Origin of the sequence: Bacillus xiamenensis (genome assembly GCF_000300535.1) — a bacterium.
Taxonomy (GTDB): Bacteria; Bacillota; Bacilli; order Bacillales; family Bacillaceae; genus Bacillus; species Bacillus xiamenensis.
The window spans coordinates 1-21,835 of record NZ_AMSH01000042.1; the positions used below are offsets into that span (position 1 = coordinate 1).

Below are 21,835 nucleotides of genomic sequence, written 5' to 3' on the forward strand. Positions count from 1 at the left end.
GTTTTTATTTGTCTCACTTTATGGGGTCAGTGCCCTTTTTTTGTGTGGTAATTACCGGTAAATGAAGTTCTTTCAGTATGAGAACCATTTTTCACCACATACTATTTTTAACCCATCGTATAGGAAGTGACTTGGATGGACGGACAAATCTTTATTCGGCTGCGCCATCGGATCAAGACCGGTAATGATCAGCTCATTTATTTAGCAGATATCGCCCAAATCACTGGTGATGAGCGGACTGTTCAAAAGCTCAGGAAAATGCCGATGTATCACGTCAGCAAAAAGGATCGTCACATCGTGGTTTTAGATATCATGCATGTGGTCAAAACGATCAAAAAAACGTGGCCAGACATTGACATTCAAACCGTCGGAGGCTCGGAGGCCATTGTTGAAATTGATACAGGCAAACGCCAGCTCTCACCCGTATTATTTGTGTTTGTATGGCTCCTATTATTTGTTGGAGCGGCCCTTGCCATCATGAATTTCCACGAGGATGTCAGTATGCGACTTGTTCATATCCGCCTATATGAAATGATCACAGGAAAAACAGTGGAGCATCCGTATTTATTGCAAATTCCATATAGTTTTGGACTCGGTTTTGGGATGATTTTATTTTTCAATCATGTCTTTAAAAAGCGTTTAAATGAAGAACCAAGTCCGCTCGAAGTGGAAATGTTCAAATACCAGCTCGACCTCGATCATTATGTTGCACTCAACGAAAATAAAGAAACATTAAAAGATATCCATGATCGGTAATTGGTTGTTTGTTATGCTCGTAGGGCTTGGCGGCGGGTTAACGGTAGGGGCAGGATTTGTGGCATTTCTCACAGTGCTTGGCATTATCCCACGGTTAATGCAATTAACGAAAACGCAGCGTTTCATTCAAGGGTACGAGGCGGCTGTCATCAGTGGAGCGGTCGTTGGCGGATGGGCCACCTTAAGTCAAATGCATGTGCATTTATCCAAATGGCTGGTGCTCCCGATTGGCCTTTTATCAGGCATCTTCGTTGGCATGCTCGCCGCCGCACTCACTGAAGTGTTAAATGTACTTCCTATCTTAACGAAAAGAATTGGAATGGACGGGAAAATTGTGCTGCTGCTCATGGCCATCGTCTTAGGAAAGGTGTTTGGCTCATTATTTCATTGGCTTATTTATATTTAAAAATGTGGAGGGAACGACTTGTGTCAAGTTTAAAAGAGAATTATCCATCTAAGGTGAAAACGTATCAGCCCAAACCCCCTTATGTACTCAACTGCATAAAGGCTTTTCTTGTTGGCGGATTGATCTGTGCCATAGGCGAGGGATTGCAAAATTTCTATATTACCTTTTTCGATTTTAATGAGAAGACAGCGGGGAATCCAACGGTGGCGACCCTCATTTTAATGTCTTCTATTTTAACTGGTATCGGTATTTACGATAAAATTGGTCAGTTTGCTGGAGCGGGGTCTGCTGTCCCTGTGACAGGGTTTGCAAACAGTATGACAAGTGCGGCTCTTGAGCATAAAAGTGAAGGGCTTGTGTTAGGTGTGGCCACGAACATGTTTAAGCTTGCTGGAAACGTCATTGTGTTTGGTGTCGTCTCGGCATATGTCGTAGGAATCATTCGATACGTCTTGGAAAAGATGTTTTCGTAGGAGGAATGAAACGTGAAACTAACAGGTAAACAATCTTGGGTATTTGAACACAAGCTTTATGTTAATGCAGAAGGAACAGCTGCAGGACCGAAAGAAAAGGAAGGCCCGATCGGTCATCTCATTGATAAAACATACGATGAAATGCACTGTTATCAAAAGAACTGGGAAATGGCTGAAAGACAGCTTATGGATGATGCCATATCAACAGCTTTATCAAAAGCGAATCTGCAAAAAAGTGAGATTGATCTTTTGCTGGCAGGAGATTTACTGAACCAAAATGTCACAGCAAACTATGTGGCTAGAGAGCTTAAAATCCCGTTCCTTTGTTTATTTGGGGCTTGCTCCACATCAATGGAATCAGTTGCGATTGCCTCAGCATTAGTAGACGGCGGTTTTGCAAAAAGAGCGATTGCTGCGACAAGTAGCCATAATGCGACAGCAGAACGTCAATTTCGTAATCCGACAGAATACGGCGGACAAAAACCGGATACTGCGACAAGTACAGTGACTGGGAGCGGGGCAGTGATTATCAGCCAAGAGCCCTCTCAAATTCAAATCACAAGTGCAACCATCGGACGGGTCATGGACCTTGGAATTACAGATCCATTTGACATGGGATCAGCCATGGCGCCAGCGGCAGCAGACACCATTAAACAGCACTTAGAAGATTTAGGGAGAACGGTTGATGATTACGATCTTATTTTAACAGGTGATCTATCCGGCATTGGCTCACCGATCTTAAAGGATCTCCTTAAAGAAGACGGCATTCAGCTCGGCCGAAAGCACGATGATTGCGGCTTAATTATTTATACACCTGATCAAAATGTTTTCGCTGGAGGCAGCGGCTGTGCTTGTTCAGCTGTTGTGACATTCAGTCACATCTTTCAAGAAATGAAAGCAGGGAATTTGCAAAGAGTATTGGTTGTAGCAACCGGTGCGCTTCTCAGCCCAATGATGGTCCAGCAAAAAGAGACCATTCCAACCATTGCGCACGGAGTTGTATTTGAGCGTGCAGGAGGAGAGAGCTAATGGATTATCTTATCGCTTTTGTTGCAGGCGGGCTTATTTGCGTCATCGGCCAGCTTTTACTAGATGTACTTAAACTCACGCCTGCACATGTTATGACCACTTTTGTTGTGGCTGGAACCATTTTAGACGGGTTCGGTATTTATGATAAATTTATTGAATTTGCAGGTGCGGGTGCTACCGTGCCTATCGTGAGCTTTGGTCACAGCTTGCTTCATGGGGCGATGCACCAAGCCGATGAACACGGCTTTATTGGCATCGGGATTGGTATTTTTGAATTAACCTCTGCTGGAATATCAGCTGCGATTTTATTCTCATTTATTATCGCACTGATCTTTAAACCGAAAGGATAACCTAATATGGGGCAAAGACGCAAAGTCATTTTAGTGACAGACGGAGATATATATGCTGCCAAAACGATTGAGCTTGTCACAAAAAAGGTTGGCGGAAGATGTATTTCCAGCTCAAAAGGGAATCCGAGCAAACGGACAGGACCAGAACTGGTCCAAATGATTTTAAAGACGCCATATGATCCAGTGTTTGTCATGTTTGATGATTCTGGTTTAACTGGTGAAGGGACGGGGGAGACGGCGATGAAACATGTAGCAGGTCACCCTGAAATTGAAGTCATTGGCGCAATTGCAGTGGCATCTAAAACCCATCAAGCCGAATGGACAAAGGTACATGTTTCCATTGACCGAGAAGGTGAACTGACAGAATACGGCGTTGATAAACACGGACTTCCAGAAATGGAACCACATAAAATGAGCGGAGATACAGTGTATTGTCTCGATTCACTTCACCTTCCGTTTGTTGTGGGCATTGGAGATATTGGCAAGATGGGACGGAAAGATGATATAAGCAAAGGGTCTCCAATCACTATGAAAGCAGTTGAATTAATTTTAGAAAGGAGCGGTTTCTATGAAGAAAGACAAGGTACATGTGTTCCGAGATCCGAAGAAAAATGAAGATTTCTTCAAAGACAATGTCGGAATGGGTCTCAGCTTTGACCTTGGCGTTCGGAAAATTTATGTACATGATCAAGAAATCCAGCTTTACTATGTAAATGGGTTATGTGATACACAATATGTCATCTATTTATTAAAAGAACTGATCGAAATCAATGACAACGAACCTGAATCAGATGATCTTGCACGTGTGGTAGAGAACCGCCTCGTCAATCAGCAAGTCTCCAAAGTTGAAACGCTGGATGAAGCTGTGGATCAAGTGCTGTCGGGGCTTGTGGCAGTTGTTGTAGAAGGCGAAAATTACGCGTTCATCATTGACGTCAGGAGCTATCCTGGCAGAATGCCAGAGGAGCCGGATACAGAAAAGGTTGTCAGAGGTGCAAGAGACGGGTTTGTTGAAAACATTATTGTGAATACAGCACTTATTCGAAGAAGAGTGCGGGATGAAAAATTGCGCTACAAAATGCTTAAAGTAGGCGAACGTTCAAAAGCAGACGTTTGTGTTTGTTACATTGAAGACATTGCGGACCCAGATCTTGTTGATATTATTGAAAAAGAAGTATCCAGTATCAAAGTTGATGGACTGACGATGTCTGATAAAACGATTGAAGAATTTATCATAAAACAAGGATACAATCCCTTTCCGCTTGTCCGATATACCGAGCGTCCAGATGTTGCCGCTAACCATATATTAGAAGGGCATGTCATCATTATTACCGATACATCCCCTAGTGTCATCATTACGCCGACCACTATTTTTCATCACGTTCAACATGCAGAAGAATACCGCCAAGCACCAGCAGTTGGGACATTTTTAAGATGGGTGCGTTTTTTAGGCATCTTGTGTTCTACTTTTCTTTTGCCGATTTGGTTTCTTTTTATCCTAGAGCCGAATTTGTTACCAGACAATCTAAGCTATATAGGATTTAACAAACCCTCTCATATTCCTGTTATTCTCCAAGTGTTCCTTGCTGATTTTGGGGTCGAATTTTTACGAATGGCAGCGATACATACGCCAACCGCATTGTCGACGGCCATGGGCTTGATCGCAGCCGTTTTAATTGGACAAATTGCGATTGATGTTGGTTTATTTACACCAGAGGTCATTTTATACGTCTCACTAGCAGCCATCGGCACATTCACCACTCCGAGCTATGAGCTTAGCGTCGCTAATAAAATCATCCGACTGATCATATTAGCATTAGTAGCGATATTTAAGCTGAATGGACTCATCATTGGTTTTACGTTGTTAGTCATTTATTTAACCTCTATTCGGTCCTTGCAGACGCCTTATATGTGGCCGTTCATTCCTTTTAATGGAAAGGCTTTGTGGCAAGTGCTCATTCGGACGTCTGTTCCTGGCTCAAAAGTAAGGCCAAGCATCGTTCACCCTCAAAACAGATCAAAAATTCCGCCAAATTCTTAACGCTCGTTGAAAGTGGCTGAAGATTGTGATATTGTATTTTTAACTTTGAGAAACGGCAAAAGGCAGCTCACGCAGCTGTCTTTTTTCAGCCGAGGCGGAGAAAGAGGGAATGACATTGTATTTACACGGCACTTGCAGACAAAATGAACTCGGACATTTAGAAATAGGTGGTGTGGATGCCGTTTCTTTAGCTGAAACGTATGGGACGCCACTTTATGTATATGATGTAGCTTTAATACGGGAGCGCGCGAAAAGCTTTCAAAAAGCATTTATTGAAGAAGAATTAAAGGCCCAGGTGGCATATGCGAGTAAGGCATTCTCTTCTATTGCGATGTTTCAGCTTGCCAAAGAAGAAGGATTATCACTTGATGTCGTTTCAGGCGGGGAGCTGCATACAGCTATTTGCGCTGGATTTCCAGTAGAAAAAATTCATTTCCATGGCAACAACAAAAGCAGAGAAGAATTAAAAATGGCATTAGAGTATGGGATTGGCTGTATTGTCGTTGATAATTTCTATGAAATCAAACTCATTGAACAGCTAGGTCAAGAGCTGTCGAAAAAGGTGAACGTATTGCTCCGCATCACGCCGGGTGTTGAAGCACATACGCATGATTACATTACAACAGGTCAAGAAGATTCAAAATTCGGCTTTGATCTTCATAATGGACAAGCAGACGAAGCGGTGAAACAAGTGCTTGATTCAGAAGTGATCGAGCTTTTAGGTGTCCATTGCCATATTGGTTCACAAATCTTTGATACGGCTGGATTTGTCCTTGCAGCAGATAAAATTTTTATGAAGCTAGATGAATGGAGAGAATCATTTGGCTTTATTTCCACAGTGTTAAACTTAGGCGGCGGCTTTGGAATCCGTTATACAGCAGATGACGAACCACTGCCTGCGACAGAATACGTGGAGAAAATCATTCAAGCCGTGAAAGATAATGTATCCCGCTATGAGTTCGAAATGCCGGAGATTTGGATTGAGCCAGGCCGCTCTCTTGTTGGAGATGCAGGGACAACACTTTATACGATCGGCTCATCAAAACATGTACCTGGCATTCGTGATTATGTAGCGATTGACGGCGGGATGAGTGACAACATTCGTCCAGCTCTATATCAAGCAAAATATGAAGCGGCGAGTGCCAACAAAATGAGCCAAACGCACGACCAAAAAGTTTCGATTGCAGGAAAATGCTGTGAGAGCGGAGATATGCTTATTTGGGATATCGACTTGCCAGAGTTGTCACAAGGAGATTTACTAGCGGTCTTTTGTACAGGAGCATACGGCTACAGTATGTCAAACAACTATAACCGCATCCCGCGCCCGGCTGTTGTGTTTGTAGAAGATGGGGAAGCGCAGCTTGTGGTGGAGCGTGAGACATATGAGGACATTGTCAAATTAGATCTGCCTTATCAATCAAAAGTGAAATCATCTACTTAAAAAGAAAGCTGCCTGATCAATAGGCAGCTTTCTTTTTATAACATTTATTTTCCACCAGTGAATACAGACACGATCGCGTTCCAAATGGAGATAAAGAAATCCCAAATCTTCTGTAGAAGGTTTTTCCCTTCATCTGATTCTATGAATTTCGTAATCTTGTCTTTTGCTTTATCAATTTGAGATCCGACCTGTTTCCAATCGATATTGATATTTTTCATTTTATCGAAGAGAGAGACAAGCTGATCCTTTTGTTCTTGCGTCAGATTTAAGTTCAAATCCGAAGCGGCTTGATCTACTTTTTCTTCTACTTCTTTTGTTGTTTTAGGAACACCATTTTTCGCAATGTCATCTTTGATTTTTGCAATCAGGGCCGAAGCATTGTCCTTACCGATAGAGTCACCTAATTTAGAGGTTGTCACAAGCTCTTCGTTTGCAACCTGTTTCACATCCTCTGGAATGGCTTTATCGCTTGACACTTCATAGGCTTTTAATAGCCCTGTAAGAGCTGCTGTACCAGAGACTTCAAACGGAGCCGTCACGACAACTTTTGCATCTTTCACACCTGCTGTCATTAAAGCATTTAAATACATCTCATCTGTAATGGTCTTAATGTTATGAGTATCCACAGTCAGACCAGATCCTGATTTTTCAATCGTGATGGATGAAGATGATAATGCTCGACTCCCGATTTGAGAACTAGGGATATACTTTCCTAAATATTCGTGCTCTTCTTTATTGGTCACTTCAATTTTTGTCGCATTTTCAGGTGGATTCAACTCGTCAAGCACCTTCTGGCGATCAGCCGCAGTTAAGTCTTGCCCGAGTGTGACGATGACATCGCCGACAGCTGCATCCGCTAAGCTGACTTTTGGCGCACCTATTAGCAAAAGGAGTGCTGCCATCATACCAAGCATTGTTTTTTTAAACATGTTGACCTCCTTCAAGTCGAAAGCGTTCCTCTTTTGAGAGAAACTCATCTTTTGAGTACATGCGTGAAGCGTACTCCAACATATAGACGTAACAAATCAGCCTGACGTTTCAATTTTCTTTTGAAGACGTTTTAATCAGTCTGACTTCATGTACTTAGGAGAAAAGAATCAGGCTCTTCTATTTTATCAATGATGTGATGGGAGGTAAATAACATTCAAAGAGCAGGGGATGTTTCACATCATTAAAAATGTGCTATAATGAGCGTTGTTTAACCTGAAAGGAGAATGTGAAAAATGGCGAAAAAAGGATACATACAATTAACAAATGGAAAGAAAATTGAGTTTGAACTTTACCCAGAGGCTGCTCCAGGTACAGTAGCAAACTTTGAAAAATTAGCCAATGAGGGCTTCTACGATGGATTGAAATTCCACCGCGTAATCCCTGGCTTCGTCAGCCAAGGCGGCGATCCAAACGGTAATGGAACTGGGGGTCCTGGTTACACCATTAAATGTGAAACAGAAGGAAATCCTCATCAACATGAAAGAGGTTCATTATCAATGGCACACGCTGGTAAAGACACTGGCGGCAGCCAATTCTTTATCGTACATGACCCGCAGCCGCACCTAAACGGTGTTCACACTGTTTTTGGCAAGGTGACATCAGGTATTGAGGCTGTTCTTGATATGGAACAAGGTCAAGGCATGGAAAAAGTCGAAGTTGTCGACGCATAATAATGGGAAAACAACGTATGAAACACCGCATTTGCGGTGTTTCAGCGTGTAGACAAACCCTCGCATTCGGTGTCAGTCCTGCGTGCCGGTACTGCTCACCGAGTTAGCCCATTATCAGGATTTTCGGATAAGAGGGTAGCTAGTGACTCTTTCTGATGATCAAATAAAGCAGTTATAACAAAAAAACCTAGCTATTCGCTAGTTCAGCGTGTAGACAAACCCTCACGAATGTCAAATTCGCTCCGTGCCGGTACTCGTCCTTCCTAGACTGCAAAGGTTTTCTATCACGCTGAAAAGAAGACAAAGGGCTAAAATAAAGTTCATTTTAGCCCTTTGTCAACAATCTGAAACACCGCATTTGCGGTGTTTTTTTATGACGAAAAAAGCTGTCATTTATGATATAATGGAACATATATTCGTAAAAAGAAGCCTGGTAATCGTACAAGAAAAAAAGAAAGCTGGTGGATGAGATGAAATCATTGACAACGGAAGAAAAAAGGCAAATGATGGATGAAATACAACGTTTCTTTGCAAATGAGAGAGAAGAGGTTATTGGAGAAGTGGCAGCGGGAGAAGTATTGGCTTTTATCACTCATCACCTTGGAAGCTACTACTATAATCAGGGGGTGCGCGATAGTCGAGATATAGCTGTTCAACGTGCACAGGCCTTAGAAGAAGACTTGTTTGCTCTTGAAAAAAGAGTTTAGGTGAAAAGTTTCTATTTTCTTTAGTATCTATGTGGTTTACTGTCCTTATCAGGAGAAATTCAACGAACACCCCCTTAATAAAGAACGCATATTCGTATCATATGTAATGATTAAAAGGTGGAAACCAAAGGGCCATCTGAATCGTTATATAAGTAACCATTAATGAAATCAGCTTTTTTGGTTTTATTTCAACAAAAGAAGGAATAAAACATACAAATAGGCGAAGTGCAGATGATGGAGGTTCTAACTATGGGGAAAATCAAATTAAAAATTGCGATCTTATTTGTTTTACTGCTTTGTTTAGGCGCAGGTTATTTATACATGAATGGCATGAAATTTGAAGATGTGCCAACAGCCATTGGTGAAAGCTTAACGAACAATGATAAAGACTACACCATCTATGAATATACCATTACAAAAATTGATGGAGACGAATACTACGGTAAAGCGAAAAACGGAACGAAAATCATTTTTAATGGAAAGAAATTTGAAGATGATGTAGCTGATCTGAAAAAAGGCGATCGTATTAAAGCGTACTTTAGTAATGAAAAAAGAATAGATGGTCTTATAAAAGTAGTAAAAGTCGTAAACTAACATGTCTCCTTTCCTATAAGGAGGCTTTTTTTATGAAACAGATCATGAAATCTTGATTGTTGCATTTGTCAACAAGGATCGCTATAATAGCCCCTAAGGACAGCTAAATATCGATTGTATCCTTCGGGGCAGGGTGAAAATCCCGACCGACGGTAATAAAGCAGTTGCTTTACAGCCCGTGACCCGTTAATTTATTAACGGTTGATTCAGTGAAAAGCTGAAGCCGACAGTGAAAGTCTGGATGGGAGAAGGATAACGAAAGCTATGTATGAACAAAAAACAAGTGTTGATCATAGTTTTATTTCTAATGCAAAAAAACCACAGCCCCGGAATATTTCCGGGGCTTTCTGTATGTAAATGAAGTGATAGCATGCAGTGTTTATTAGGTGATCCCTCATCTACCTTGTATGGACCATAAAAAGCGACGAAGGTGCTCAATCGATCACATGTCCCTAATATCGCTTTTTCATAAAGTGAGAAATACAATCGAAAGAGAAAGGGAGGATCACATGTTTACGGGGATTATTGAAGAAGTTGGTACAGTCCAGTCATTAAACAAAAAGTCAGCTGATGCCATGGAAATCGTCATCAAGTGTAGCCGTGTGCTAGAAGATGTTCATCTTGGAGACAGCATCGCCATCAATGGCGTATGTCTCACAGTCACAAGTTTTACAAAAGATCAGTTTGCGGCAGATGTGATGCCTGAAACGGTCAAAGCAACATCGCTTTATCAGCTGGCATCAGGCAGTCCAGTGAATTTAGAGCGGGCCATGTCCTCAAATGGACGATTCGGCGGTCATTTTGTATCTGGCCATGTTGATGGAACGGCTTTAATTACCCGGATTGAAAAAAAGAGCAATGCCATTTACTATGATTTGGAAATGGACAAGACCCTCACAGATATGCTCACGAAAAAGGGATCGATCGCAATAGATGGCGTCAGTTTGACCATTTTCGATTTGCGAGATGCACGCGTTACAGTTTCTATCATTCCACATACGCTTGAAGGAACCATTTTCCCGACTAAATCTATGGGTGATGTTGTGAATATAGAGTGTGACATGATCGGAAAATATATTTATCGCTTTTTAACAAAAGAACAAGACGAAAAGCAGCCATCCCGATTGACCCCATCATTTTTAAAAGAGCACGGATTCTAGGAGGCGATTGTATGTATCATTCAGTTGATGAGGCGGTAAATGCCCTCAAGCAAGGAGAAATCATTATCGTAGTGGATGATGAAGATAGAGAAAATGAAGGAGACTTTGTGGCACTTGCTGAACACGCCACGCCGGAAGTCATTAACTTCATGGCTTTATATGGGAGAGGCCTTATTTGTACGCCTGTTCATGAGTCGATAGCCAAGCATCTGAATCTGCATCCAATGGTAGAACAAAACACGGATGCACACCATACAGCGTTTACGGTGAGTATCGACCATACGTCAACGACAACGGGTATTAGTGCGTTTGAGCGCTCAACGACCATTTTGGCCATGTTAAATAAAGAGTCAAAACCAGAAGATTTTGCCCGCCCTGGTCATGTTTTTCCGCTTATTGCAAAAGAGGGCGGCGTACTAGAAAGACCAGGCCATACAGAGGCGGCCGTTGATCTTGCTAAACTTGCGGGGTCAGTCCCTGCAGGTGTTATATGTGAAATTATGAATGCAGATGGAACGATGGCACGCGTGCCCGAACTGAAAAAAATTCAAAAAGAACATGAGTTAAAGATGCTGACGATTGAAGCATTGCAGGCACATATAAATAATCAAACAACGACAATGGAAACAAAATAAAAATCACAAAAAAGGATGATGAACATATGAATACAATACAAGGCCATGTAGTAGCAGAAGGATTAAAATTTGGAATCGTCGTCGCAAGATTTAATGATTTTATTACAAGCAAGCTGTTAGATGGGGCAGAAGATACATTGCTTAGACACGGAGCAAACGGCGACGATATCGATGTCGTGTGGGTGCCGGGTGCTTTTGAAATTCCGTATATGGCCAAAAAACTAGCAGAAACAAAAAAATATGATGCAGTCATTACACTTGGAACCGTCATTCGAGGCGCAACCACACATTATGATTATGTTTGTAATGAAGCGGCAAAAGGGATTGCTCAAAGTGCCATCTCAACAGGCGTACCGATTATCTTCGGTGTACTCACAACAGAATCCATTGAACAAGCCATTGAAAGAGCTGGTACAAAGGCTGGTAATAAAGGCAGTGAATCAGCTGCAGCTGCAATTGAAATGGCCAATCTAAATCGAACGTTTCGTTAATTTGATGAAAAAGAGTTTAAAAATAGCACGAAAGTGTTTATAATGTGTGATAGCAAGTGATTCATCAGACATTTGCTGGAAAAAAGGATAATTTTAATATTGAGGGGTATATATGTTAATTCGTTACAAGAGGTCTTTTGAAAAAATTGCCATGGGACTCCTGTCCTTTATGCCGGGTGAGAAAGACGTCAAACAGCTTCAGCAGACGATGAAGTCATATGAAATGGATGAAGATCGGCAGCTGTTCCTTTGGAAAGATGGCGAGGATATCGTAGGTGCTATTGGTGTGTTGAAAACAGACGACCAAGTACAAATCGAGCATATTAGTGTCAACCCATCCCATAGGGACCAAGGAATCGGCAAGGAAATGGTATTAGCCGTGGAAGAGGTATTCAAAACGAAAACACTCATTCCAAATGAATTAACACAAGGCTTCTTTCATAAGTGTCAGAACGAAACAAACTAAATATCACACGTGAAAGCAGAGGTTACATGCCTCTGCTTTTTTTGCGTTCAATTTGTTTTTCACGTTCAAGCAATACGTCAGTTCGGTCACGCAGTCTATGCTTTTCAATTAAAAATGTATGTGATAAGTTGCTTTCCTGTCCAAAGGTTAAGCCTTCTTTTTCGGCCATGTCTTGGCATAAAGAAAGGAGCGCTTGATCTTTGATTGGCAGCATGACACTCTCATAAGGCATGTCTTCATCCATTTTCTTTTTCAGTGTTCTCAGAAGCATCATAAACGCCTCTTCATCAAGCCCTAAATCGGTTAGTACGTTTCGGTCAGCTTCTAACAGATGAAGGCTGTTTGAAATCAGTCGTTTCGCTCCTTTGCCATTTCCCCGTCTTTGGTGATACAAAGCGACAGCAAGCTGAATGAACCCAACCCAGTACGCTTTGCGCTGATGAGGGGGGTCTTCCTTCCAATATTCCTCAAGAATTTCATGACACTCAAAATAATCTCTTGTCGTGTGAAATTCATGTAAAAAAGCCACGTACGCTTCAGGATACACAGCGGTCATCTCCTTTTCCACTATCAGTCTAACACACGGAAAAGAAAAGAAGAAAGAGCGCCCCTTTATGAAAGGACGCTCTGTTTCTTTAATAAACCCAAGCCGCGCCAACGATGATCAGCAAGATGAACAGCACAACAATAAGCGCAAATCCTCCGCCGAAATAATAACCATCTCCCATAATGATACGGCCTCCTTTTTCATCAGTTCTGATTACAATGGTATTCTATGTATAAAAGCCCTCATTGGTATGGGCGAATCCACTGTTTTTCTTATTTTACCGGCTGCATCATGGCCGAAATTATATTGGACGAGAGCTTTATCGTGTCTTATACTAAAGGGTAGCCGGTGAAAACGGTACTTAGAAGAAGTAGAAATGGTGAGAAAAGAATGCTGGAATATCAGGTGAAAATAGATTCGTTTGAGGGTCCTTTGGACTTGCTTTTACATTTAATCAACCGTTTGGAAATTGATATTTATGATATTCCCGTCGCTAAAATTACGGAGCAGTATTTATTATATGTCCACACGATGAGGGAGCTTGAGCTTGATATTGCAAGTGAATATTTGGTGATGGCTGCAACCCTCCTGAGTATTAAAAGCAGAATGCTTCTTCCAAAACAAGAGGAAGAGCTGTTTGATGAAGACTTGATTGAAGAGGAAGAAGACCCTCGTGAAGAACTGATTGGTAAATTGATTGAATACCGCAAGTATAAAAATGCAGCGCAGGAACTTAAAGAACGCGAAGAAGAACGGCAAAACGCCTTCACAAAACCACCGAGCGATTTAAGTGAATTTGTAAAAGAAGCAGAAGCGAAGGACACAAACTTACATGTAACGGTGTATGATATGTTAGGTGCGTTCCAAAAGGTATTAAATCGAAAAAAGATAACAAAACCAGCACCATCAAAGATTACAAGACAAGAAATCCCGATTGAAGACAAAATGAATGAGATTATGAACCATTTAAGAAAAACAAAAAAGCGGACCAATTTCATGACTCTATTTCAACATGATCAAAAGGAACACCTTGTCGTAACGTTTCTTGCTGTTCTTGAATTGATGAAAAGCCATCAAATCATGTTAGAGCAGGAAGGGAACTTTGAAGACATTTATATCATAGGGAGTGAAACGATTCATGACGCTTGATATCGTGAATTGGAAAGCCATCTTAGAAGCGCTGCTTTATGCAGCAGGTGATGAAGGCTTAACAAGAAAACAGCTCATGTCCGTTCTTGAAGTAGATGAGGCGGCGCTTCTTGACATTATGTCTGCCGTAAAAGAAGAATATCAAAAACAAGAACGAGGGATTGAGCTCATTGAATATGCAGATTCATATATGCTGCTGACGAAAAAAGAATACAGCATTTATTTGAAAAAATTAGTCGAGACACCATCAAAAGGTTTGTCACAGGCAGCACTTGAGGTGCTCGCTATCGTCTCTTATAAACAGCCGATCACACGCAGTGAGGTCGAGGAAATCAGAGGTGTTAAATCAGAACGGGTGCTTCATAGTTTAGTTGCCAAAGCACTACTTTGTGAAGTTGGACGTGCCGACGGTCCGGGACGAGCGATCCTGTATGGGACAACGCCGACCTTTTTAGAGCAATTTGGCTTAAAGGCCTTAGATGAATTACCGCCGCTTCCAGAAAATGTTGAAGCAGATGGGGTACAAGAAGAGGCTGATCTCTTTTTTGAAAACTTCAATCAAACATTTGAAGAGATAAAATAGTTCAAAATAAGGAAAAATGTATGATAAAATATAAAAAAGATTTTAGGTCTAAAATCTTTGGTTGAAAGATAAAATGGTGACAAAGCCATGAGGGGAAGGTAAACACGAAACAAATGGCACATATGAATGTAAAGGCTCAAATTGATCAAGCAGGTGTTTTTTTATCAAAGGTTGCAACTGAAGTGAATGACTACCTGAACGAAGCTACCTTATCAAGCTTGAAACGATTAAACCCGGAAGCGGAAGCCTATTATTGTGACATATTGAGTACATTACGGAAGCTTGCAGTCTATAGCGAGGATGCAGCCGAAGTTTGCAGGAAAATCCGGCAGCAGCAGACATTCCCGCAGCAAGCCGCACAGCAGATGCTTCACCGCATTTATCATCAATGCATTGAAGAATTCTTTACACCAAAAAAGGATACATGGTATGAAGACAGCCGTTCGGCCTATACAGGGAAAAGCAGTATTGTTTTTCACCATGAAGTATCGGCTGATGTCAAACAACTATTTTCTACATTAGAAAAAGACTTTTTATGGATGAGAGAAGAGCTGGAATATACGACATCTCATCAGCAAATGAAAATGGTATAAGCAAGAATGAAATGCGCCTCTATCGTTAGAGGTGCTTTTTTTATGGACGAGGCATCATAACTTTTTCAACCGCGCATACACTTGTACAAAACGGACAAGGACGTGAATGAACATGCCCTATTTAAAAATTGGAACAGCAGTCCTTCTTCTATTCACACTGTTACTGCCTTTTTCTTCACATGCTCAAGCAGACCTATCCTTATCGGTGAGTGCAAAAAGCGCCATTTTAATAGATGGACAGTCTGGCAGAGTCCTATTTGGAAAGGACGAGCATGAAAAAAGAAGAATCGCCAGTATTACAAAAATTATGACGGCTGTATTAGCCATTGAATCAGGAAAAATGAAGGACACCGTCACAGTATCAAAACGGGCGATTCAAGCGGAAGGCTCATCAATTTATTTAAAGGAAGGGCAGAAGGTGAGCTTAGAAGACCTGACGTACGGGCTCATGCTGCGTTCTGGGAATGATGCAGCTGTTGCGATTGCAGAACATGTTGGCGGCAGCTTAGAGGGCTTTATTTTTATGATGAACCAAAAGGCATCTGAACTAGGAATGGAAAATACAAATTTTCAAAATCCGCATGGACTCGATGATCATAAAAACCATTATTCATCAGCCTATGATATGGCCATTTTAACAAAATACGCCATGGAGCATAAACAATATCAAAAGATTGCCGGGACCACTTTTTATAAAGCAAAAACAATGGAAGGCTATTGGAAAAACAAAAACAAGCTGCTCACTGGTTTATACCAATATTCGACTGGCGGGAAAACGGGCTATACAAAGCTTGCAAAACGTACGCTTGTCTCCACAGCTGCAAAAGGGGATGCTGCGCTGATTGCTGTGACGATTAATGCGCCGGATGACTGGAAAGATCATATCTCTATGTTCGAGTATGCATTTGATCACTATAAAACGTATGTGCTTGCTGAAAAAGGCAGGCTCGCTTCGTTAAAAGGAACCTTTTACGAAAAAAAAGCGTTTATTAAGCGGGATGTGGACTATTTTCTAAATGAAGATGAGAAACAACTAGTGGAAATCGAAACGGAAATGCTCACGCCGAAAAAGAAATGGGAGAAAAACGCAGAAGCTATCCCAGATATAGTAGGGAAAATGACGTTTTTACTGGATGGTCAGGTGATTGAGCAAGTCCCGATTTTTTATGAAAATAAACGCAACCGAATGCCTCAAAAAAGCTTTCAAGACATGTTTAAGTCTGTCTTTCAGACATCGCTAGGCGGCTCTTCATGGTCAATCTGATTTGGGTATTCCTTACGGTCATCGGTCTTGTCTATGCGATGTTTAACGGAACGATGCAGGAAGTGAATGAAGCTATTTTTAAGGGTTCAAAAGAAGCGGTCACCATTTCAATCGGGCTGATCAGTGTCCTTGTTTTCTGGCTCGGATTGATGAAGATTGCAGAAGAAGCAGGTCTGTTACAATTCTTTAGTAAATTGTGCCGCCCCTTTATTTCAAAGCTATTTCCTGACATTCCTGCGAATCATCCGGCTATGGGGTATATTCTGTCCAATCTCATGGCGAATTTCTTTGGCCTTGGCAATGCCGCCACACCAATTGGGATTAAGGCGATGGAGGAGATGAAAACATTAAATGGCGGAAAAAATGAGGCGAGCCGCTCTATGATTACATTTTTAGCAGTCAACACATCCTCTATTACACTTGTGCCAACGACCGTTATTGCCATTCGCATGACCTATGGCGCGGATCAGCCAACAGATATTGTAGGACCGACCATTTTAGCGACACTCATTTCAGGCATCGGTGCGATAATTATTGATCGCTATTTCCACTATCGCAGAAGCAGGCGGGGGTGATCTTGTGGCATTTATTAACTGGCTGTCACTTGCTTTGATTCCACTAATCATCGCAGGAATTTTGATTGCAGGAACCATCAGAAAGGTCCCAACCTACGAAACCTTTGTAGAAGGCGGGAAAGAAGGCATTCAAATTGCCTTTTCAATCATTCCATATTTAGTCGGCATGCTTGTGGCCATTACGATATTCCGTGCGTCAGGTGCGCTTGATTTTGTGATGGCGTTATTAAAGCCTGTGTTTACAGCAATCGGTGTTCCTACCGAAGTGGTGCCGCTTGCATTTATTCGCCCTATATCAGGTACAGCCGCACTCGGCATGACATCAGACTTAATTGCAACATATGGTCCAGATTCTTTTATAGGAAAGCTTGCAGCCGTCATGCAAGGGTCAACGGACACCACGCTTTACATTTTAACGGTCTATTTTGGAGCAGTCGGTATTAAAAAAATGGGAGATGCGCTGAAAGTCGGTCTGTTAGCCGATCTCATTGGTGTCATTGCATCTATTATTATTGTCAGTTTGTTATTTAGCGGCGCCTAATGAGGCGCTTTTTTATTTTTAAGGGATGGAAAACAGCTTTTTTGCTGAAATTAGACAGATGAAACGCTTATTTTTCCACGAATGCTTGTTTGTTTCAAGTCAAGCAAGTAAGATAGTACATGAGGTGAAAGACAAATGGAACGTTTACAGAAAGTAATTGCACATGCCGGCGTCGCTTCAAGACGAAAGGCTGAAGAATTGATTAAAGAAGGACGAGTTACCGTTAATGGTCAAACAGTGACAGAGCTCGGAGTAAAAGTGGGCTCTTCAGATAAAATTGAAGTCAATGGATTAAAGCTTGAAAGAGAAGAACCAGTGTACTTTATGCTTTATAAACCGCGCGGCGTCATTTCTGCTGCCGAGGATGATAAAGGGCGCAAAGTCGTCACAGACTTCTTTGATGATGTCCCGCAGCGCCTTTATCCGATCGGCCGATTAGATTATGATACGAGCGGTTTAATTTTGATTACAAATGACGGCGAATTTGCCCATAAGCTCATGCATCCGAAGTATGAAATTGATAAAACGTATGCAGCGAAACTAAAAGGCATCCCTTCAAAGGAATTGCTTAGAAAGCTAGAAAAAGGAATCATGTTAGACCATAAAAAAACAGCACCTGCTCGTGCCAAAATGCTGTCGATTGATAAACGAAAGCAAACATGTATTGTGCAATTAACCATACATGAAGGCAGAAACAGACAGGTACGCCGCATGTTTGAAGCCATCGGCCACGATGTTTTAAAGCTAAAAAGAGAGCGATATGCTTTCCTTCATATTGAAGGCATGAGACCAGGCGAACGCAGAGAATTGTCTCCGCATGAAGTAAAGCGTCTAAGAGCGATTGCAGATCATGGGAAAAGCGCTTTTTAATTTTCACATAAACTTCAAAAAATGAAGAAGCATCAAAAGAAGGAGAATGCTATAATTTACCTGAATGTCTATGGGGAAGGGGTACTTCAGATGAAGAAAAGACGATTTTTCATACGGACGGGCATTCTCCTCGTGATGCTTGCTGCACTCTGTTATACCATGTATAATTCAGTATTTGCCAAACCGGATCGAGTGAAAGAAGGATCTATTGCACCTAATTTTGTCCTTCAATCTGTAGATGGGGAACGGATTGAATTAAAGGACTTAAAAGGAAAAGGTGTCTTTCTAAATTTTTGGGGGACATGGTGCGGTCCATGTAAGCAAGAATTTCCTTATATGGCGAATCAGTATCAAGTGTTCAAGGATCGCGGTGTCGAAATTGTTGCCGTAAATGTGGGGGAATCCAATATTGCGGTGAAGAATTTTATGGATGCTTATGGCGTGAATTTTCCTGTTGCCATGGACAAAGATCGTCAAGTGACAGAGGCATATGATATTACGCCGCTGCCAACCACATTTTTAATTAATCCTGAAGGCAAGGTAATCAAAGTCATAAAGGGAACGATGACAGAACGTAATGTCTATGAATATATGAATTTGATTAAACCAAAGGGGTCATAGAATGAAAGAAGTAAAGTGCGAGTGTGGACATATTAATCCAATTGGTACTGTTCTATGTGAATCATGCGGCAATCCCATTGCAGCAAAAGAGAAAAATTCATCAAAGCTGCTGGATATGAGATATGACGGCAGTGCGAGACGCTCGCAAACATACAACAAATCGATTGTTGATAAAGTATGGAACTTTTTTTCTTCCGTCAAAGTGGGTGTGTGGCTCATTGTCATCACACTATTAGCTTCTTCGCTAGGAACGATTTTTCCGCAGGAGCGATTTATTCCTCCAGGTGCATCGGCTTCCACTTATTATGAGGAGCAATACGGATCGTTTGGCAAGTTATACTACATACTTGGATTTCATGATCTTTATAGTTCTTGGTGGTTCTTAGCCCTTATAGCATCTATTGGAATTTCCCTTGTCATTTGCAGTCTCGACCGAGTGATTCCACTTTATCGGGCGCTTAAAAACCAAGGGGTTGTCAAAAAAGAAGGCTTCATGAGAAGGCAGCGACTTTTCAGCGAAACAGACAAAACATTAGATCAGCATACATATGAAGGCATCGTTCGTAAGATGAAACAAAAGCGTTACCGCGTGCGAGAAGAAGATGGACATATTTTAGCTGAAAAAGGCCGCTTTTCCCGCTGGGGACCTTACGTCAATCATATCGGATTAATTATATTTCTCATTGGATCAATGCTCCGTTTTGTCCCGGGAATGTACGTGGATGAAACATTGTGGGTAAGAGAAGGCGAAACGGCACCAATCCCAGGCACGGGAGGTCAATATTTCTTAAAGAATAATGCGTTTTCCATTGATCGCTATGAATCTGAAAAAGAAAAAGAAGTGTTTGAAAACGCGATTGAAAAAGCTGGTGACGGTCAAGTCGTCAAAAGTTATAAAACCGATGCCACCTTATACAAACGTGAAGGGGAAGTTGTTTTTGGCGAAAAGCCCAAACTGAAGCAGGTAACAGAGCACGACATTAAAGTGAATGAACCGCTTAAGTTTGACAATTTCTCATTATATCAAGTGGATTTTAAACAAAATGAACTCGATCAAATGGTCTTTCAGCTGATTCGAAAAGATACTGAGAAATCTTTTGGAACTGTGAAGATTAATCTGCTGGAGCCTAAGTCAGAATATGATCTTGGTAGCGGTTACAAAGTCAAGGTGATGAGTTATTTGCCTGATTTTTATTTGGACGAAGATGGCACGCCGAGTACGAAAACAAGGAATCCAAATAACCCTGCTTTCGTGTTTGAAATGATTTCTCCTGAAAAACCAAAAGGTGAAAAAAGCTTTGTCGCGATTCAAGAGACAGTAGAGGGTTCAGATAACAATCTTTATAAGATGAAGTTTGACCGGGTTGAAACGAAAAACGTTACGGGTTTAACGGTGAGAAAAGACTTAACACTTGGGGTACTCATTGTTGGCGGAATCATCTTCATGATTGGTGTCGTGCAAGGGATGTACTGGCAGCATAGAAGAATCTGGCTGTCGGCAAAGGATGGAAAAGTATTTGTGGCAGGACACACAAACAAAAACTGGTTCGGCTTAAAGTCTGATCTTAACGTGTTACTAAGTGGCAGCGGCATCAAACAGCCAGTGGATCAAAAAGAACTGCCTGATACAACAAGTATCAGCAAAAGCAAGGGGGAAGGATTAGATGGCGGCAGTCAGTGAAAACCTGTTATTTGCAGCTTTTCTATTTTATTTAGCGGCAGTTCCTTTTTTTGGAGGGGCCATTAAGGGAAAAAAGAAAGAGGATGGACCGCGCAAAAACAAGGCGGCACTTATTGGCATTACGCTCACCATCATCGGTTTTTTGAGCCAATTTGGCTATTTTATTTCAAGGTGGATCGCGTCTGGTCACGCGCCAGTCAGTAACTTATTTGAGTTCACCACGGCCTTTGGCATGATGCTGGTGCTCGCGTTTATCATTTTATATTTTGTCTATCAAGTGTCTGTACTTGGTTTATTCACACTTCCAATCGCTTTATTGATTATTGCGTATGCAAGCATGTTTCCATCAGATATTTCACCGCTGATTCCTTCACTTCAAAGCAACTGGCTATATATTCACGTGACGACAGCGGCGCTTGGTCAAGCCATTTTAGCGATCAGTTTTGTGGCAGGCGTCATTTTTCTTTTGAAGCATGTCGATCAAACAAAACCGGGCAAGAAGACATTTGGTTTAGAGCTTGTCATGTTTATGATTGTGGTCACCCTTGCATTTATTGCGGTCACGTCCATCTTTAGAATGACAGGGTATGAAGCGAAATTTAATTGGGTAGATAAGAATAAAGAAGAAAGCGTGATGGTCTATGAGCTGCCAGCTTTAGTAGGACCTCATCAAGGGGAGCTTGTGACGCAAAATCGTTTGGAGCCTTTCGTTGATTTACCACCTGTTTTTTCAGGTAGAAAGGTCAATACAGTATTATGGTCATTTGGCGTTGGGCTGATCATTTATGGCTTGCTACGATTGATCATTCGAAAAAGACTAAGTGCTCTCCTTCAGCCGCTCGTGAGACAGGTGAATCTCGATTTAGTCGATGAAATTGGGTACAGGGCTGTTTCCATTGGTTTCCCTGTATTTACGTTAGGCGGACTTATTTTTGCGATGATCTGGGCGCAATTAGCATGGACGAGATTTTGGGGCTGGGACCCGAAGGAAGTATGGGCTTTAATCACATTTTTATTTTATGCAGCCTATCTCCATCTTCGGTTATCACGAGGCTGGCACGGTGAAAAGTCCGCCTGGCTTGCCGTGATCGGATTTGCCATTATTATGTTTAATCTCATCTTTGTCAATCTTGTCATTGCAGGGCTTCATTCTTACGCATAATCGCAAGAAAAGACCAACTTTTATGATTCGATTCGGCTT

At 41.6% G+C, this 21,835-nt stretch carries 28 protein-coding genes and 1 riboswitch; of the genes, 25 read left to right on the forward strand and 3 right to left on the reverse strand.

Annotated features, from left to right (window positions below; genetic code table 11):
• Window positions 1-135: 135 nt before the first annotated feature.
• From BA1_RS12855 to lysA, 8 genes are all read left to right on the forward strand, one after another.
• Window positions 136-756, forward strand: coding sequence for a stage V sporulation protein AA (locus BA1_RS12855; protein WP_008359660.1), 621 nt, complete (start codon window positions 136-138; stop codon window positions 754-756).
• Window positions 746-1,162 (forward strand): stage V sporulation protein AB, encoded by a 417-nt coding sequence (locus tag BA1_RS12860; RefSeq protein WP_008359662.1) that lies wholly within the window; start codon window positions 746-748, stop codon window positions 1,160-1,162. Before BA1_RS12855 ends, BA1_RS12860 begins: the two co-directional genes overlap by 11 nt.
• A 20-nt stretch (window positions 1,163-1,182) precedes the next feature.
• Window positions 1,183-1,635, forward strand: coding sequence for a stage V sporulation protein AC (spoVAC, locus tag BA1_RS12865; RefSeq protein ID WP_008359664.1), 453 nt, complete (start codon window positions 1,183-1,185; stop codon window positions 1,633-1,635).
• Window positions 1,636-1,647: 12 nt separating this feature from the next.
• A complete protein-coding gene (gene spoVAD, locus BA1_RS12870; RefSeq protein WP_008359666.1) occupies window positions 1,648-2,664 on the forward strand; it encodes a stage V sporulation protein AD in 1,017 nt (338 codons plus the stop codon).
• Window positions 2,664-3,014, forward strand: coding sequence for a stage V sporulation protein AE (gene spoVAE, locus BA1_RS12875; RefSeq protein ID WP_008359668.1), 351 nt, complete (start codon window positions 2,664-2,666; stop codon window positions 3,012-3,014). Before spoVAD ends, spoVAE begins: the two co-directional genes overlap by 1 nt.
• A 6-nt stretch (window positions 3,015-3,020) precedes the next feature.
• Window positions 3,021-3,629, forward strand: a complete 609-nt coding sequence (gene spoVAEA, locus BA1_RS12880; RefSeq protein ID WP_008359670.1) for a stage V sporulation protein SpoVABEA — start codon at window positions 3,021-3,023, stop codon at window positions 3,627-3,629.
• Window positions 3,583-5,055, forward strand: a complete 1,473-nt coding sequence (locus BA1_RS12885; RefSeq protein ID WP_008359673.1) for a spore germination protein — start codon at window positions 3,583-3,585, stop codon at window positions 5,053-5,055. The genes spoVAEA and BA1_RS12885 overlap by 47 nt, the downstream gene beginning before the upstream one ends.
• A gap of 115 nt (window positions 5,056-5,170) precedes the next feature.
• Window positions 5,171-6,496, forward strand: a complete 1,326-nt coding sequence (gene lysA / locus BA1_RS12890; protein WP_008359675.1) for a diaminopimelate decarboxylase — start codon at window positions 5,171-5,173, stop codon at window positions 6,494-6,496.
• Between the two features lie 44 nt (window positions 6,497-6,540).
• Here lysA and BA1_RS12895 read toward each other — a convergent pair whose 3' ends face one another.
• Window positions 6,541-7,425, reverse strand: coding sequence for a DUF1002 domain-containing protein (locus BA1_RS12895; protein ID WP_008359678.1), 885 nt, complete (start codon window positions 7,423-7,425; stop codon window positions 6,541-6,543).
• 294 nt (window positions 7,426-7,719) lie between these two features.
• On the opposite strand from BA1_RS12895, the gene BA1_RS12900 reads away from it, so the two are divergent.
• The 7 genes from BA1_RS12900 (at window position 7,720) to BA1_RS12930 (ending at window position 12,210) form a co-directional block, all read left to right on the forward strand.
• Window positions 7,720-8,157 (forward strand): peptidylprolyl isomerase, encoded by a 438-nt coding sequence (locus BA1_RS12900; RefSeq protein ID WP_008359679.1) that lies wholly within the window; start codon window positions 7,720-7,722, stop codon window positions 8,155-8,157.
• Between the two features lie 470 nt (window positions 8,158-8,627).
• Entirely contained in the window at window positions 8,628-8,864 is a 237-nt protein-coding gene (locus tag BA1_RS12905; protein ID WP_008359681.1) for a DUF2164 domain-containing protein, read from the forward strand.
• A 249-nt stretch (window positions 8,865-9,113) separates the two neighbouring features.
• Window positions 9,114-9,458 (forward strand): hypothetical protein, encoded by a 345-nt coding sequence (locus BA1_RS12910; protein ID WP_008359682.1) that lies wholly within the window; start codon window positions 9,114-9,116, stop codon window positions 9,456-9,458.
• Between the two features lie 115 nt (window positions 9,459-9,573).
• Window positions 9,574-9,715, forward strand: a riboswitch (FMN riboswitch).
• Between the two features lie 252 nt (window positions 9,716-9,967).
• Entirely contained in the window at window positions 9,968-10,618 is a 651-nt protein-coding gene (gene ribE / locus BA1_RS12915; protein WP_008359684.1) for a riboflavin synthase, read from the forward strand.
• An 11-nt stretch (window positions 10,619-10,629) separates the two neighbouring features.
• Complete coding sequence (ribB, locus tag BA1_RS12920) at window positions 10,630-11,253, forward strand: 3,4-dihydroxy-2-butanone-4-phosphate synthase (RefSeq protein ID WP_008359686.1); 624 nt, start codon at window positions 10,630-10,632, stop codon at window positions 11,251-11,253.
• A 26-nt stretch (window positions 11,254-11,279) separates the two neighbouring features.
• Window positions 11,280-11,744 carry a 6,7-dimethyl-8-ribityllumazine synthase gene (gene ribH / locus BA1_RS12925; protein WP_008359688.1) on the forward strand — a complete coding sequence of 155 codons (465 nt, stop codon included), beginning with the start codon at window positions 11,280-11,282 and terminating at the stop codon, window positions 11,742-11,744.
• A 112-nt stretch (window positions 11,745-11,856) separates the two neighbouring features.
• Window positions 11,857-12,210, forward strand: a complete 354-nt coding sequence (locus BA1_RS12930) for a GNAT family N-acetyltransferase (protein ID WP_008359690.1) — start codon at window positions 11,857-11,859, stop codon at window positions 12,208-12,210.
• A 22-nt stretch (window positions 12,211-12,232) separates the two neighbouring features.
• Here the strand turns inward: BA1_RS12930 and BA1_RS12935 are convergent, their stop codons facing one another.
• Both BA1_RS12935 and BA1_RS18770 read right to left on the reverse strand, forming a co-directional pair.
• On the reverse strand, window positions 12,233-12,757 hold the full coding sequence (locus tag BA1_RS12935) for a DUF309 domain-containing protein (protein WP_008359692.1): 525 nt from the start codon (window positions 12,755-12,757) through the stop codon (window positions 12,233-12,235).
• Between the two features lie 88 nt (window positions 12,758-12,845).
• Window positions 12,846-12,938 (reverse strand): YjcZ family sporulation protein, encoded by a 93-nt coding sequence (locus BA1_RS18770; protein ID WP_008359694.1) that lies wholly within the window; start codon window positions 12,936-12,938, stop codon window positions 12,846-12,848.
• A gap of 209 nt (window positions 12,939-13,147) precedes the next feature.
• Here BA1_RS18770 and BA1_RS12940 point away from each other — a divergent pair, with 209 nt between their 5' ends.
• The 10 genes from BA1_RS12940 to ccsB all read left to right on the forward strand — a co-directional run bounded on the left by BA1_RS12940 (window position 13,148) and on the right by ccsB (window position 21,796).
• Window positions 13,148-13,906, forward strand: a complete 759-nt coding sequence (locus BA1_RS12940) for a segregation/condensation protein A (protein WP_008359696.1) — start codon at window positions 13,148-13,150, stop codon at window positions 13,904-13,906.
• Complete coding sequence (scpB, locus tag BA1_RS12945; protein ID WP_008359698.1) at window positions 13,896-14,489, forward strand: SMC-Scp complex subunit ScpB; 594 nt, start codon at window positions 13,896-13,898, stop codon at window positions 14,487-14,489. The genes BA1_RS12940 and scpB overlap by 11 nt, the downstream gene beginning before the upstream one ends.
• Before the next feature lie 113 nt (window positions 14,490-14,602).
• Window positions 14,603-15,082, forward strand: a complete 480-nt coding sequence (locus BA1_RS12950; protein ID WP_008359700.1) for a YpuI family protein — start codon at window positions 14,603-14,605, stop codon at window positions 15,080-15,082.
• A gap of 112 nt (window positions 15,083-15,194) precedes the next feature.
• Window positions 15,195-16,346, forward strand: coding sequence for a D-alanyl-D-alanine carboxypeptidase family protein (locus BA1_RS12955; RefSeq protein ID WP_008359702.1), 1,152 nt, complete (start codon window positions 15,195-15,197; stop codon window positions 16,344-16,346).
• On the forward strand, window positions 16,334-16,921 hold the full coding sequence (locus BA1_RS12960; protein ID WP_008359704.1) for a nucleoside recognition domain-containing protein: 588 nt from the start codon (window positions 16,334-16,336) through the stop codon (window positions 16,919-16,921). The genes BA1_RS12955 and BA1_RS12960 overlap by 13 nt, the downstream gene beginning before the upstream one ends.
• A 4-nt stretch (window positions 16,922-16,925) precedes the next feature.
• A complete protein-coding gene (locus BA1_RS12965) occupies window positions 16,926-17,462 on the forward strand; it encodes a spore maturation protein (protein WP_008359705.1) in 537 nt (178 codons plus the stop codon).
• Between the two features lie 135 nt (window positions 17,463-17,597).
• Entirely contained in the window at window positions 17,598-18,332 is a 735-nt protein-coding gene (gene rluB, locus BA1_RS12970) for a 23S rRNA pseudouridine(2605) synthase RluB (protein WP_008359707.1), read from the forward strand.
• A 90-nt stretch (window positions 18,333-18,422) separates the two neighbouring features.
• Window positions 18,423-18,953 carry a thiol-disulfide oxidoreductase ResA gene (gene resA, locus BA1_RS12975; protein ID WP_008359709.1) on the forward strand — a complete coding sequence of 177 codons (531 nt, stop codon included), beginning with the start codon at window positions 18,423-18,425 and terminating at the stop codon, window positions 18,951-18,953.
• Window position 18,954: 1 nt separating this feature from the next.
• A complete protein-coding gene (resB, locus tag BA1_RS12980) occupies window positions 18,955-20,634 on the forward strand; it encodes a cytochrome c biogenesis protein ResB (RefSeq protein ID WP_008359711.1) in 1,680 nt (559 codons plus the stop codon).
• The gene (ccsB, locus tag BA1_RS12985; RefSeq protein ID WP_008359713.1) at window positions 20,618-21,796 is read left to right on the forward strand and encodes a c-type cytochrome biogenesis protein CcsB; all 1,179 of its coding nucleotides are present in this window, start codon (window positions 20,618-20,620) and stop codon (window positions 21,794-21,796) included. Before resB ends, ccsB begins: the two co-directional genes overlap by 17 nt.
• The last annotated feature ends 39 nt before the right edge of the window (window positions 21,797-21,835 follow it).